A 13,368-nucleotide genomic window follows, 5' to 3' on the forward strand; every position below is an offset into this window, starting at 1 on the left:
GGCATCGGAGCGGGCAGGGCGCCCTGCCCGCTCCGATGCCGTCGCGCCGCGCGGACGGCGGTGGTGGCGCCCAGGGGGTTGCTCTCCCTCCGGGACCGGTACTAGGAGGTCTTCTCGCCCTGCGCCTCGACCTGCTTCTGGATCGACGGCCAGAACTTGTACATCTGCGTCGGGTAGGGAAGGTCCGGGAAGTACTTCTGGTAGAGCTTCAGGAACGTCCCGTTGTCGGCGAGGACGGTGAGTTCCTTGTTGTAGTCGGCGAGGAACTTGGTCAGCTTCTTGTTGACCGCCATCGCGCCCGGCTGGTCCTGCGGGGAGGTCAGCGCCGTCCTGAGCTTGCCGGGGTGCTCCTTGAGTATCTTGCTCACGTGGGTGGAGCCGAGCACCATCCCGTCGAGGTTGCCGGCCAGCAGTTGACTGACGCCCGCACTGTCGGTGGCCTCCGACACCAGCCGCGACTTGGTGAGGCTCTTCTGCGCGAAGTCGGCCTGCGAGCTGTTCGCACCGGCGCCGACCCGCTTGCCCGTGAAGTCGTCCAGCGCCTTCGCCTTCGAGCCGGCGGGGACGACGATGACGTTCTGGCCCCAGAAGATCGGCTTGGTGAAGGCCACGCTCTTCCTGCGCTCCGGCGTCGCCACCAGGCCCACGGACATCATGTCGTACTGACCGCTGGTCAGCGCGGGCAGGCCCGCCTGGACGGTGGTCGTCTTGTAGACGATCTTGAGGCCCATCCGCTTGGAGATCATGTTGTTGAGGTCCACGAGCATGCCCACCGGCTTGCCGGTCGCGTCGGGGGCCACAAAGGGGTAGTCGCCGGCGGTCACCGCGGCGGTGATGGTTCCGGACCGGACGAGGCCGTAGTCCTTCGCGGTGCCGGAGGAGCCGGAGCCGGAGTCGCCGTCGCTGCCACTGCCGCACGCGGTGGCGGACGTGGCCATGGCAACGGCGACAGCCAGTCCGCTGACGAGTCGTCTCATGATGTGCCGGTTCATGCTTCTCCTTCGAGTCGCCGGGGGAGGACCGACCGACTGAACTGCGGGGATGTGCAACCAGGTGCAATGATGGAGCGTGACTATAGGTTATAGGGAATAGGGCGTCAACGATCCGTCCGACTGTGGACCGGGCCGGGGCCCGTGGTGCGTTTCCGGGTCGTCCCGGTCGGCGGCGCCATGCCCTTCGTGCTCCGTGCTCCCGGCCTCGCGGCGCTTTCGCACTCGCGGCGGCGGTGGGCGGTCCGCGGGGGGCGATCTGCCGGGGCCGCCCGCCCCGGCAGGTCGCCCCGCCCTTCGGCGCGGTGTCCGCACCCGCCGCCTGCGCCCCTCCGTCCCACGGTGGTGCGCAGTCCTGGCGTTGACAGCGCAGTACGCACCGTCTAAAAACTACCCATAGCCTATAGGCTATGCGGACAGGGCGCAGTGGCCCAGGACTTCGCCGAGAACGCCGCCGAACAGCCGGAGGAAGACTGGATGGCCATGAACGTGCTCGTACTGCCCGGCGACGGGATCGGACCGGAGATCACGGCCGCCACCCTGCGGGTGCTCGAAGCGGCCGACGACGTGTACGGGCTCGGCCTCGCCGTGGAGAGCGAGGACATCGGGCTGGCCGCCCTCGCGAAGGAGGGGACCACGCTGCCGCGGCGTGTGCTGGAGCGCGTGCCGGCCGTGGACGGGGTGATCCTCGGTCCTGTGTCGCACTACGACTACCCGCCCAGGGCGGAGGGCGGCATCAACCCCTCGGCGGAGCTGCGGGTGAGGTTCGAGCTGTTCGCGAACGTCCGGCCGTGCAGGTCGCGGGCGGACCTGAGCGTGCTGCGCGCCCCGATGGACCTCGTGATCGTCCGTGAGAACACCGAGGGCTTCTACTCCGACCGGAACATGTACGCGGGCAGCGGGGAGTTCATGCCGGACGCCGACCAGGCCTTCAGCCTGCGGAAGATCACCGCACGCGGCTGCGCACGGGTCGCCGAGGCCGCGTTCGAACTCGCCGGCCGCCGCCGCGGCAGGGTCACTGCCGTGCACAAGGCGAACGTCCTCAAACTCTCCGACGGCCTCTTCCTGCGCGAGGTGCGCAAGGTCGCGGAGCGCTTCCCCGGGATCGAGCTCGACGAACTGATCGTCGATGCCGCGGCGGCCGCGCTGATCCGCAGGCCGGACACCTTCGACGTGCTGGTGACCACCAACATGTTCGGCGACATCCTCTCCGACGAGGCCGCGGAGCTCTCCGGCAGCCTCGGGCTCGGCGGTTCGCTCAACGCCGGGCACGACGTGGCGGTCGCGCAGGCGCAGCACGGCTCCGCGCCGGACATCGCCGGCCGCGGGACCGCCAACCCGGTGTCGCTCGTCCTGTCGGCCGCCATGCTGCTCGACTGGCGGGGCCGGCGCGCGGGCGACGAGGCACTGACCACGGCGGCATCCGCCATCGAGTCGGCCGTGGACCGGGTACTAGAGGAGCCGGGATCGCGCACGCCCGACGTCGGCGGCAGCCTCGGCACCACCGCATTCACCGATCGTGTCGTCGCCGCACTGCGTGCCGCGGCGCCGCTCGGGAACTGACCAGGACCAGCACCCGAAAGGAGCCGGCATGCCGCTGTCCGTCAACCCGGCGACACAGGCACTCGTCGAGAAGTACGACGAGCACACCGCCGAGGAGGTCGAGGCCGTGCTGACGGCCGCCGCCGCGGCCCAGCGGGCCTGGCGCGCCACACCTGTCGAACGGCGGCTGCCGCTGCTGAGCGCCATCGCCCGGGGACTGCGCGCCGACGAGGACCGCTTCGCCCGGCTGATCACCCGTGAGATGGGCAAGCCCCTGGCGGAGGCACGGGCGGAGATCGAGAAGTCGGCGTGGACGCTCGACCACTACGCGGAGCACGCCGAGCGCTACCTCGCGCCCCGGCCGGTCGCCTCCGCGGCGAGTGAGAGTACGGTCGTCTTCGAGCCCCTCGGCGTCCTGCTCGCGGTCATGCCGTGGAACTACCCCTTCTGGCAGTTCTTCCGCTTCCTCGCCCCCGCGCTCGCCGCGGGCAACGGGGCGGTACTCAAGCATGCGAGCAACGTGCCGGCCTGTGCCCTGCTGCTGGAGGAGATCGTCCGTGAGGCGGGCGCTCCGGCAGGACTGTGCACCTCGCTGCTGGTGGAGCCGGGGGCGGTGGCCGCCCTGATCGCCGACGACCGCATCGCGGGCGTCACCGTCACGGGTTCCACGCAGGTGGGCGCCATCGTGGCGGGCCAGGCGGGCACCCATCTGAAGAAGCACGTCCTCGAACTGGGCGGTTCCGACCCCTTCGTCGTGCTCGCGGACGCCGACCTCGACGAGGCGTCCACGGTGGCCGTCCGGTCCCGTTTCAACACCTGCGGCCAGAGCTGCGTCAACGCCAAGCGGCTGATCGTGGACGAGCGCGTCGCGGACACCTTCGTCGACCTCGTGGTGCGCAAGGCAGGTGCGCTGGTCGTGGGCGACCCGCTCGACGAGGCCACCGAGATCGGGCCACTGGCCCGGGGGGACCTCAGGGACACCCTGCACGACCAGGTGCGCCGCACCGTCGAGGCGGGAGGGGTCCTGCGGCTGGGCGGCCGGCCCGTCGAGGGTCCGGGTTTCTACTACCCGCCCACGGTCATCGACCACGTCAGCCCGGACATGGCCGCCTTCACCGAGGAGACCTTCGGCCCCGTGGCCGGTGTGAGTCGGGTGCGCGGTGCGCAGGAGGCCGTCGAACTGGCCAACAGGACCGCGTTCGGGCTGGGCGCCGCGCTGTGGACCGCCGACCTCGACGAGGCCCGGCGGCTCGTTCCGCTGATCGACGCCGGGGCGGTCTTCGTCAACGGCCAGGTGGCCTCGGACCCCCGGCTCCCCTTCGGCGGCGTCAAGAAGTCCGGATACGGGCGTGAACTGGGCGAGTACGGAATCAAGGAGTTCGTCAACGTGAAGACCGTGTGGATCGGCCCGGCGGTGGCGTCATGAGCGACCGAGCACGCAGGGGGACGGTGCTGCGTCCCGACGAACTGCCCGCCAGGGACCGGGGGGCGGGCGCGCGTACCGTACCGCTGGTGACCACCGCCCGCGGTGCCACCTCGTTCCTCAACGGCATCACGGAGTTCGAGGCGGGCGCGGCGATCGGGCACCACACCCACAACGCGACCGAGTCGGTCGTGGTCATCCAGGGGGAGGCCGTCGTCGACATCGCCGGCGAGCGGACCCGGCTGCGGTGCTTCGACACCACCCTCGTACCGGCGAACGTCGCCCACCACTTCGAGAACGCCTCGGCCACCGAGCCCATGAAGATCTTCTGGACGTACGCGTCGCTGGAGACGACCAGGACCCTCGTGGCCTCGGGCGAGCGCTCCCGCATCGACGCGGAGGACCCCACCGGGTCCGCGGAGCCGGCGTCCGTGGTCCGCGAGGCCGCGCGGATCACGGTGCTGCCAGGCCGTGCCAAGGACTTCGAGGCAGCCGTCGCTGCGGCGGCCCCGCTGTTCCAGCGCGCGCGGGGGGCCCGCACCCTGACCCTGGAGCGGTCCCACGAGGACCCGCTGGAGTACCGCCTGGAGATCGGCTGGGACTCGGTGGAGGATCACGTCACGGGGTTCCGCGGCTCGGCTGACTTCAGGGAGTGGCGGCGCCTCATCGCGGACTGCGTGGCCGGGCCGCCGGAGGTCATGCACTTCCGGCCCGTCCTGACCGCCTTCTGAAGGCGCCGGGGAGTACGCGACGTGAAGCGTGAAGAAGGCGACGACCAGCGCGTCTGGGAACGCGACGACGTCCTCGACCTGCTGTACGGGCGGAGCAACTGGCACCGCTGGGGCGAGGACGACCAGGTGGGCGCCGTCAACCTGATCACCGACCGCAAACGCGCCGAGGCCGCGGCGCTGGTGCGGGCGGGCCGGACGGTCTCGCTGAGCCGGCCCTTCCCGACCCTGCCGCGCCCCGGCAACCCCCGTCCGGCGTCGCACTACACCACGTGGACCCCCCGGGGCACCGGGGGCATCGCCGGCGACTACTACGGGATCGAGTACCACGGCACCGCGGCCACCCACATCGACGCCCTGTGCCACGTCTGGGACGAGCGCGGGATGTGGCAGGGCCGCGACCCCGAGGCGGAGCTGACCTCCCGCGGCAGCCGGTGGGGCTCGATCGACCACTGGCGGGACGGCATCGTCACCCGCGGCGTACTGCTCGACGTGCCGGCCTTCCGCGGCGAGCCGTACGTCACCCACGAGCGGCCGGTGCACGGCGACGAGCTGGCAGCCGTGGCACGGGCCCAGGGGGTGGGCGTCACGGCGGGCGACGCGGTGGTGGTCTACTCGGGGCGTGACCGCTGGGACCGGGAGAACCCGGTCTGGGGCACCGAGCGCACCGACCGGGGCGAACCGCGCCGGCCGGGCCTGCACGCGTCCTGCCTCGGCTTCCTGCGCGAGCACGACTGCGCCGTGCTCGCCTGGGACATGCTCGACCACGCACCCAACGACTGGGGCATCCCCTGGACGGTGCACGGCGCCATCTTCGCGTACGGGCTCGCCGTCGTGGACAACTGCGAACTGGCACCGCTGGCCGCGGTCTGCGCCGCACAGGAGCGGCACACGTTCATGTTCGTCCTGGCGCCGCTGGTGGTCGAGGGCGGCACCGGCTCGCCCGCCAACCCGCTCGCGGTGCTGTGAGGCCGGGACACCGGACCGGCCGGGTCGAAGCCCGGCCGGTTCGGTGTCCCCGGCCGATCGCGGGGATCGGCAGGCCGCGGGGATCGGCTGGTCGGCGCGGGGCTCAGCTCGTCAGCGTGGCGATGGCACGCTGACCGAGGCTGGCGCGCACGTGCTTCTTCATGGCGCTCTCCGCGGCCTTCGCGTCCCCGGCGATCACGGCCTCGGCGATCGCGTTGTGCTCGTGCCTGACCCGCTCCTGGTCCTCGGGGGAGTCCGGGCCCGCCTGGAGACGGAGCTGGCGGTAGCGGTCGGCCTTGTCCCACAGGCCTTCCAGCAGCGACATCAGCAGGGGGTTGTGGGAGGCCGTGTAGACGCTGCGGTGGAAGGCCCGGTGGGCGAGCAGGTGCTCGAAGTCGGCCGAGGCACTGAGTGGCTCCAGCCCCTTCAGGGCCGCTTTGATCGCGGCGGCGTCCGACTCCGTGCGCCGGGCGGCCGCCAGCCGTGCGGCCAGCGGATCGAGCTGCTCGCGGACCTCGTAGAGGCTGCGGGCCTCCTCGGCACTCAGCTCGGTGACACGCGCGTCACGGTGGGCGTCGATCGTGACGAGCCCCTCGGCGTCCAGCCGCCGCAGCGCCTCCCGCAGAGGTGTGGTGCTCACGCCGAGCTCCATCGCCAGTTGCTCCTGGGAGATGGACCGGCCCTGCCGTAGCTCACCTGCGAGGATGCGGCGGCGCAGCTCCTGGTAGGCGTAGGCGCTCTTCGTGAGGGCGGGGCGAGGATCGACGCTCATCAACCTGACAATCTCTTCTCCGGCGGACGGGGTGAGCGCAAGGATACAGAGCCGAGGGCACCGGTGCAGGTTGTCAAGTACGGCCTACAGCCTATATGCGCCCCGCTCGCATCTGGTCCTGCAATCCCCATGCCTATAGGCTATATGAAACCTGGCTTGATCACGACCCAAGGGATGCGCACATGTCTCAGAGCCCCGAACGCGACGCCCAGGGCGCCCACTTCATAGGCGGGACCCCCTTCTTCGCCTCGCAGCACGACCAGCGCCTGTCCTACGCCCTCTACGTGCCCAAGGACCACACGCCCCAGGCGCCCCCGCTGCCGCTCGTCGTCATCCAGCACGGCACCGGCCGGTCGGCGGAGCTCTACCGGGACCGGTGGAAGGAGTTCGCCATCCGGCACCGCTGCATCATCCTCACGCCGCTGTTCCCCGCGGGCATCGGCGAGCCGGGCGAGCTGCACAACTTCAAGTTCCTCAAGTACCAGGACATGCGCTTCGACGAGGAGCTGCTGTACATGGTCGACGAGGTCGGCGAGCGGTTCAACGCCCAGCGGGAGAGGTTCGTCCTGCACGGGTTCTCCGGTGGCGGGCAGTTCGTGCACCGGTTCTTCTACGTGCACCCCGACCGGCTGGCGGGCGTGTCGATCGGTGCGCCGGGCCGGATCACCCAGCTCGACGACACCCTCCCGTGGTGGATCGGCACCGCGGACTTCGAGGAGCGCTTCGGTGTCGGGATCGACCTGGAGGCACTGCGGAGCGTCCCGGTGCACATGGTGGTGGGTGCCGAGGACGTGGAGACGTGGGAGATCAACAACGTCGGCGGGCCCAACTGGATGGACGGCGTGGAGAAGACCGGCCGCACCCGCATCGAACGGCTGAGGACGCTGCGCGACAACTTCGAGGCCCACGGGATCAAGGTGCGGTTGGACATCGTCCCGGGCGTCGCGCACCAGGGTGTCGGAGTCGCGCCCGCGGTCCAGGAGTTCGTGGCCGACGTACTCGCCCGGAATCTCACTTCCTGAAACGTCCACTTCAAATATTGACAATGTTGTCGGTGCTGTTACGTTACGGTCATCGCCGCACGGCCTGTGGACCGGCAGCGACCGGGCCACCGGCCAGGCCCCGGCCCCAGGCGGTCACCGCCCGCCGAGCGTGATCGCCGCTACGGCAGACCCAAGGTAAGGACACCGTGTTCCATGGGCGATTTCCTGCATTCCTTCTTCGACATCCACCAGATACTCCATGTGCTGCCCACGCTCCTGGGTGAGGGACTGCGCAACACACTGATCATCGCGTCGCTCTCGCTGCTGCTCGGGCTCACGGCCGGACTGCTGCTGTCGATGCTGCTCATCGCCACGCGGTGGTGGCTGCGGGCGCCGGCCAGGATCTACGTGGACATCTTCCGCGGACTGCCCGCCATCGTCACCGTCAGCATCATCGGCATCGGTCTGCCCTCCGCCGACATCAGGCCGTTCGGTGAATCGCCCATGGGCTACGCGATCCTCGCCATCGGCCTGATCAACGCGGCCTACATCGCGGAGATCTTCCGGTCCGGCATCCAGAGTGTGCCGGTCGGCCAGATGGAGGCGGGCCGCAGCCTGGGCATGAGCCACCTGACGACGCTGATGCTGATCGTCGTGCCGCAGGGCATCAGGAACGTGCTCCCCGCGCTCGCCAACCAGTTCATCATCGCCGTCAAGGAGAGCTCGCTGGTCTACCTGCTCGGCCTGGCCGTGGGGGAGCGCGAGCTGTACTTCATCGCCCAGCAGGCGCAGGCGGTCAGCTACAACTCGTCCTCGTTCGTCGCGGCCGGCCTGGTGTACATCGCGTTCACCGTGCCGCTGACCCATCTCGTCAACCGGTTCGACCGGCGGATGCGGGAGGGCAAGCGCCCCACGGTGGCCGACGAGCCCGTCGGCAAGGAGCCACTGACACCCGTCGGGGCCGGTATGGAAGCGGGAGCATGACCATGGAACAGACAGCCATCGACGACGCGAAGCCGCGGCAGCGGGGCGGGGACCGCCCCGTCGAGCCCGCCGTCGAACTGCTCGACATCTGCAAGTCCTTCGGCAAGGTCGACGTCCTCAAGGGCGTGTCGGCGACCGTCGTCCCCGGTGAGACGGTGTGCCTCATCGGCGCCTCCGGCTCCGGCAAGTCGACGCTGCTGCGCTGCATCAACCTGCTGTCGCCGCCGACCTCCGGGACCATCCGGGTGCACGGCCAGGTGATCACCGCCCCCAAGGTGGACCTGAACGCGGTCCGCTCCCGTATCGGCATGGTCTTCCAGCACTTCAACCTCTTCCCGCACAAGAGCGCGCTCGACAACATCACCGTCGCGCTGCGGCGGGTGCGCAGGATGTCCCGGCAGGAGGCCGAGGAGCGTGCCCTCGCACAGCTCGAGAAGGTGGGCCTGCGCTCCCTCGCGTCCTCGCGCCCGGGGAGCCTGTCCGGGGGTCAGCAGCAGCGGGTGGCCATCGCGCGCTCGCTCGCCATGGAACCCGACATCATGCTCTTCGACGAGGCCACCTCGGCCCTCGACCCCGAGCTGGTGAAGGGCGTGCTCGACGTCATGCGCGACCTCGCCACATCCTCCGGTATGACCATGGTGGTGGTCACCCACGAGATGAACTTCGCCCGGGAGGTGTCCGACCGCGTCCTGTTCATGGACAGCGGCGTGATCGCGGAGGAGGGCCCGGCACGGCAACTGCTCGCCGACCCGCAGACGCCCCGGCTGCGCTCCTTCCTCTCCCAGGTGCTGTGACCGGGGTGCCCTGACCCGGTGCGCCGCCCCGGCGCCCGGCCCCGGTGTCCCGTCGGCCCGGCGCCCGGCCCGAGCCCACCGGCACCGACTTCCTTCCACCGTTCGCAGTGCGCGCGGAGCACTGGCGCCGCCCGCCCGCTCCGCACCAGGTGCACGAGGCAGGGCCGGGTGCTCCCGCCGCCCGACAAGACTTGGTGACCATGACGAACGAAGCGCCGGCCCTCGGCATGCGCCCCATCCACACCCTCCTGCGCGACCTCTCGGCCCGGGGCATGCGGCTGCATTCGCTGCTCGTTCACCGGCACGGGAGAACGGTGCTCGACCTGTGGCAGTGGCCCCACGAACCAGACCTCAAGCACAAGACCCACTCGGCCACCAAGAGCTTCACCGGCACCGCCGTCGGCTTCGCCGAGGCCGAAGGGCTGCTGAGACTGGACGACCCGGTGGTCTCCTTCTTCGCCGGACGGCTGCCCGGCCCGCCCGGCGAGAACCTGAGCCGGATGCGGGTCCGCGACCTGCTGACCATGCAGACGGGCCACGGCAGGGGACTGTCCGGGGCGACGACGAGGCTGCGCCCCACGGGCTGGGTGGGAGAGTTCCTCGACGAGCCGGTCCGCCAGGCCCCGGGCCTCTCCTTCCAGTACAGCAGCACCACCAGCCACGTCCTGTCCGCCATCGTGCAGCAGGTGTCCGGGGTGCCCGTGGACGAGTACCTGCGTCCCCGCCTCTTCGAACCCCTCGGCATCACCGACTTCGCGTGGGAGCACGACCCCGAAGGAGTCGCGAGCGGCGGCAACGGGCTGTCACTGCGGCCGCGTGACCTGCTCTCCTTCGGGGTGCTCCACCTCCAGGACGGGATGTGGCAGGGCAGACGCGTCCTGCCGGCCGGCTGGCCCCAGAAGGCGTCGGCCCTGCACGTGCTCAAGGCCGTCAGCGGCCGGTGGAACGGCTCGGAACTCCTGCCGCCCCCCGAGGACGCCCCGGTGGACTCCGGCTACGGGTATCAGTTCTGGACCACCGACGACGGCATCTACAACGCCTCCGGCATCTTCGGACAGGAGTGCATGGTCTTCCCCCGCCACGGCGGTGTCGTCGTCGTCACCGGCGCGATGGGGGACGGCAGCTACCACGACCTGCCCGCCATGCTCAGGACGGCGTTCCGCGCGTCCTTCGGCGACGGCGCGGCGGACGACGCGCAGGACGCCGGGGAGGGTGCGGCGGTGCGGCGGTGGGTGCGGGGCGCCCGCGATCCCGAGCGGCTCGACCCCTCGGTGCGCCGGGTCGGCCTGCACGAGACCTACGACTTCGAGGCCAACGAGCAGGGCGTTCGCTCCCTGTCCGTCGAGGTGCGTGCCGACTCCGTGCTGCTCGTCGTCGAGGACGAGCGCGGACGGCACACCATCGAGCACGGTGTCGGCCACTGGGTCCGCCAGCGCACCGGCGTCAGCACCTGGCGGCTCCACCACTCCTACCAGGAGGAGTCCGCGCTCGTGCTGGCCGGCGCCCAGTGGTCCGACGGGGAGGGGGCCGACGGGGACGTCCTGAGCGCGACGTGGCACTTCCTGGAGAGCCCGTTCATCGACCGGCTCGTGCTCCGGTTCGGTGACGGGCGGGTGAGCGTCGAACGCGCCGTCAACGTCAACTCCGGGCCCACCCGGCTCCCGTCCGCCCACGGCGTGCGCCGCGGGTGACGCCCGGCCCCCCCCGAGCGGGCCGGGCCGAACGGACCGGGTCCCGAGCGGGCCGGGTCCCGAGCGGGCCGGGTCCCGAGCGGGCCGTCCCGGGCCGGCGCCCGGGACGGGGTTCACCTCGGGTCCCGGCCCAGCCCCGCGAGCGCCCTCGCCAGCCCGTCCATGAACGCCTCCACGTGGCCGGTCTCCCACACCAGGGGCGGACGGATCTTCAGCACGTCCCCGCGGGGGCCGGTACGGCCCGCCAGCACGCCCTGCTCCACCAGGCGGTCCAGCAACTCCCGTGCCAGCGCCCCGGAGGGCCGGGCGCCGTCGGAGAGCACGTCGACGCCCGCGAGCAGCCCGGTGCCGCGTACCTCGCCCAGCAGCGGTTCCGCGGCGGCCACCGCACGCAGCCGCTCCCGCAGCAGCGAACCCACCTCGACGGCACGCTGCGGGAGACCCGTCGCCTCCAGCACATCGAGGACCGCGTGCCCGGCGGCCGCGGCGACCGGTGTCGCGGCGAAGGTGGAGAAGTACTCGTAGTCCCGCGCCAGCACCTCGGCGATCTCCCGCCGGGTGACCACCGCACCGATGGGGTATCCGGCCCCCATCGGCTTGCCCAGCGTCACGATGTCGGGCGTGATCCCCGCCAGCGAGAAGCGCCACAACTGCGGGCCGCTGCGCCCGTAACCGGACTGCACCTCGTCCGCCAGGCTCAAGGCGCCGACGGCGTGGGCGCCCTCGACGAGACCGGCGAGGAACCCGGCGGGCGCGTCGAGGATGCCCTCGGACGTGAACTGCGAGTCGGCCGCCACCAGCGCCGGCCGGGCCCCGCCGGCCGCCAGCGCCGCCCCGGCCCGCTCGATCCGCCCGGCCGCCACGGCCGCGGTCAGGTCGGCCGCGGGGCCGTGCGGGGCGCGGTAGGTGGCGACGCGCCGCGGCCGGTACCCCTTGGGCCACTCGTTCGAGCTGAGGTCCGCCATCCACGCGGAGGCACCGTGGTACGCGTGCTCCGCGACGATCGCACCGTCGCCGCCGGTGGCGGCGACGGCCAGCCGCCAGGCCAGCTCGTTGGCCTCGGTGCCGGAGGTGGTGAACAGACAGGTGTCGAGGGGGGCCGGCACGGTGGCCAGGATCCGCTCCGCCAGCTCGACGATGCCCGGATGCAGATACCGGGAGTGCGTGTTCAGGGCGGCCAGTTGGGTGCCCACGGCGTTGGTGACGGCCGGGTGCGCGTGCCCGACCACGGGGACGTTGTTGTAGCCGTCGAGGTACCGCGTGCCGTCGGCGGCGAACAACCAGGGGCCCTCGCCGCGGACCAGTTCGAGCGGGCGCCGGTAGAACAGCGGTGACAGCGGACCGCCCATCGCCGCGGCCCGCCGCGCCGGCAGCGCGCCCCGCGGCACGGCACCGGCGAGGTCGCGGGCCCCGGCAAGGCGCGTCATCCGGTCGGCGAGCCCGGCCGGCTCAAGGGCGGCGAGGACCCCCAGCACCTGCTCGCTGCCGTCGTCGTACTGCGTGATGTAGCGGTGGTTGTCGCGGTGCCGCCCGCGGCGGGCCGCCGACACCGCCAGGGTGGTCAGCAGCCGGGCGATGACCAGCTCACCGAGGACGGACGCCTCGGCCGTGGACAGCCTGCGGTGCCGCTGGTACCCGCGCAGCACGGCCTCCGTCAGGCGCCAGAGCCGGCCGGACGACACGTCGGTGCCGCGCAGCACCGAGGTGAGGGTCACCGCGAGGTCGCACACCGCGGCGGTGTGGTGCATGTCGCCGAAGTCGATCACCCCGCTGATCCGTCCCCCGGGCCCGGCCAGCACATTGGTGAGCGTGACGTCGGCGTGCTGCACCCAGGACGGCAGGGTGCGGGTGGCGTCCAGCGCGGGACGCACCCGGTCGGCCAGTTCGTGCAGCCGCTCCGCGCCGGCCCACGAGCCGGCCCGCACCACCTCGGGGGCCCGCCGGATGTCCCACATCAGCGCCCGGCCCGCGGCCGGGTGGAAGAAGCCCTGCAAGGCGGTCGAGACCCGGCCGGCGGCGTCCCCGACCCGCTCGGCGAGCTCAGGGCCGAGCCGCTTGCCCTCCAGCGGGGCACCGGGGAGCAGCGTGATCATCCGGACCAGGCACGCGCGGCCGGAGTCGTCGTGCACGCGCACGACCGGCTTGCCCGCCTGGGCGGGCACCAGGGCGGGCACGGCGAGGGACGGATCGGACGCGCGCACGTGCTCCAGCGCCCGCACCTCCATGTCGACGACACCGGGGTCCTCGGCGGGGTTGGAGATCTTCAGGACGAAGCCGCGGTCGACGAGAACGTTGAGGTCGCGTTCGCTGTCGAGCGGACGCACCCGGGGTTCTGACATGTTCCAGTGCCTCAGCAGCGCCTGCCTCAGGCGCTCCGAGGAGAACGCCGGTGCGGGCTCGGCGAAGACTCCGCTCACCGAGCCGTCCGGCCCTGGCGCGTCCGTGGTCATGATGACGGTCCTCTCTCGTGGGTGGTCCCGGCCGTGCCGGGGG

At 71.7% G+C, this 13,368-nt stretch carries 11 protein-coding genes; 8 read left to right on the forward strand and 3 right to left on the reverse strand.

Annotated elements, in window-relative coordinates:
- Positions 1-101: 101 nt before the first annotated feature.
- On the reverse strand, positions 102-992 hold the full coding sequence (locus IE313_RS03025) for a substrate-binding periplasmic protein (protein ID WP_189929317.1): 891 nt from the start codon (positions 990-992) through the stop codon (positions 102-104).
- A gap of 423 nt (positions 993-1,415) precedes the next feature.
- On the opposite strand from IE313_RS03025, the gene IE313_RS03030 reads away from it, so the two are divergent.
- Genes IE313_RS03030 through IE313_RS03045 form a run of 4 tightly spaced genes read left to right on the forward strand, consistent with a single transcriptional unit; the run spans position 1,416 to position 5,651 of the window.
- Positions 1,416-2,552, forward strand: a complete 1,137-nt coding sequence (locus IE313_RS03030) for an isocitrate/isopropylmalate dehydrogenase family protein (RefSeq protein ID WP_229924340.1) — start codon at positions 1,416-1,418, stop codon at positions 2,550-2,552.
- A gap of 28 nt (positions 2,553-2,580) precedes the next feature.
- The gene (locus IE313_RS03035; RefSeq protein ID WP_189929318.1) at positions 2,581-3,957 is read left to right on the forward strand and encodes an NAD-dependent succinate-semialdehyde dehydrogenase; all 1,377 of its coding nucleotides are present in this window, start codon (positions 2,581-2,583) and stop codon (positions 3,955-3,957) included.
- Positions 3,954-4,685: a cupin domain-containing protein gene (locus IE313_RS03040; protein ID WP_189929319.1), complete on the forward strand. Its 732-nt coding sequence runs from the start codon at positions 3,954-3,956 to the stop codon at positions 4,683-4,685. Before IE313_RS03035 ends, IE313_RS03040 begins: the two co-directional genes overlap by 4 nt.
- 21 nt (positions 4,686-4,706) lie before the next feature.
- Positions 4,707-5,651 (forward strand): cyclase family protein, encoded by a 945-nt coding sequence (locus IE313_RS03045; protein WP_189929320.1) that lies wholly within the window; start codon positions 4,707-4,709, stop codon positions 5,649-5,651.
- Between the two features lie 103 nt (positions 5,652-5,754).
- On the opposite strand, the gene IE313_RS03050 is transcribed toward IE313_RS03045, so the two are convergent.
- Positions 5,755-6,423 (reverse strand): GntR family transcriptional regulator, encoded by a 669-nt coding sequence (locus tag IE313_RS03050; RefSeq protein WP_189929321.1) that lies wholly within the window; start codon positions 6,421-6,423, stop codon positions 5,755-5,757.
- A 182-nt stretch (positions 6,424-6,605) separates the two neighbouring features.
- Between IE313_RS03050 and IE313_RS03055 the strand changes: the two genes are divergently transcribed.
- The 4 genes from IE313_RS03055 (at position 6,606) to IE313_RS03070 (ending at position 10,875) form a co-directional block, all read left to right on the forward strand.
- Complete coding sequence (locus IE313_RS03055) at positions 6,606-7,445, forward strand: alpha/beta hydrolase family protein (RefSeq protein WP_189929322.1); 840 nt, start codon at positions 6,606-6,608, stop codon at positions 7,443-7,445.
- 174 nt (positions 7,446-7,619) lie between these two features.
- On the forward strand, positions 7,620-8,390 hold the full coding sequence (locus tag IE313_RS03060) for an amino acid ABC transporter permease (protein WP_189929323.1): 771 nt from the start codon (positions 7,620-7,622) through the stop codon (positions 8,388-8,390).
- 2 nt (positions 8,391-8,392) lie between these two features.
- Complete coding sequence (locus tag IE313_RS03065; protein ID WP_189929324.1) at positions 8,393-9,184, forward strand: amino acid ABC transporter ATP-binding protein; 792 nt, start codon at positions 8,393-8,395, stop codon at positions 9,182-9,184.
- Positions 9,185-9,384: 200 nt separating this feature from the next.
- Entirely contained in the window at positions 9,385-10,875 is a 1,491-nt protein-coding gene (locus IE313_RS03070) for a serine hydrolase domain-containing protein (protein ID WP_189929325.1), read from the forward strand.
- 113 nt (positions 10,876-10,988) lie between these two features.
- Here the strand turns inward: IE313_RS03070 and IE313_RS03075 are convergent, their stop codons facing one another.
- Positions 10,989-13,325, reverse strand: coding sequence for an aminotransferase class III-fold pyridoxal phosphate-dependent enzyme (locus tag IE313_RS03075; RefSeq protein ID WP_189929326.1), 2,337 nt, complete (start codon positions 13,323-13,325; stop codon positions 10,989-10,991).
- Positions 13,326-13,368: the final 43 nt, after the last annotated feature.

It is taken from the genome of Streptomyces sulfonofaciens, assembly GCF_014656295.1.
GTDB classification, from domain to species: domain Bacteria; phylum Actinomycetota; class Actinomycetes; order Streptomycetales; family Streptomycetaceae; genus Streptomyces; species Streptomyces sulfonofaciens.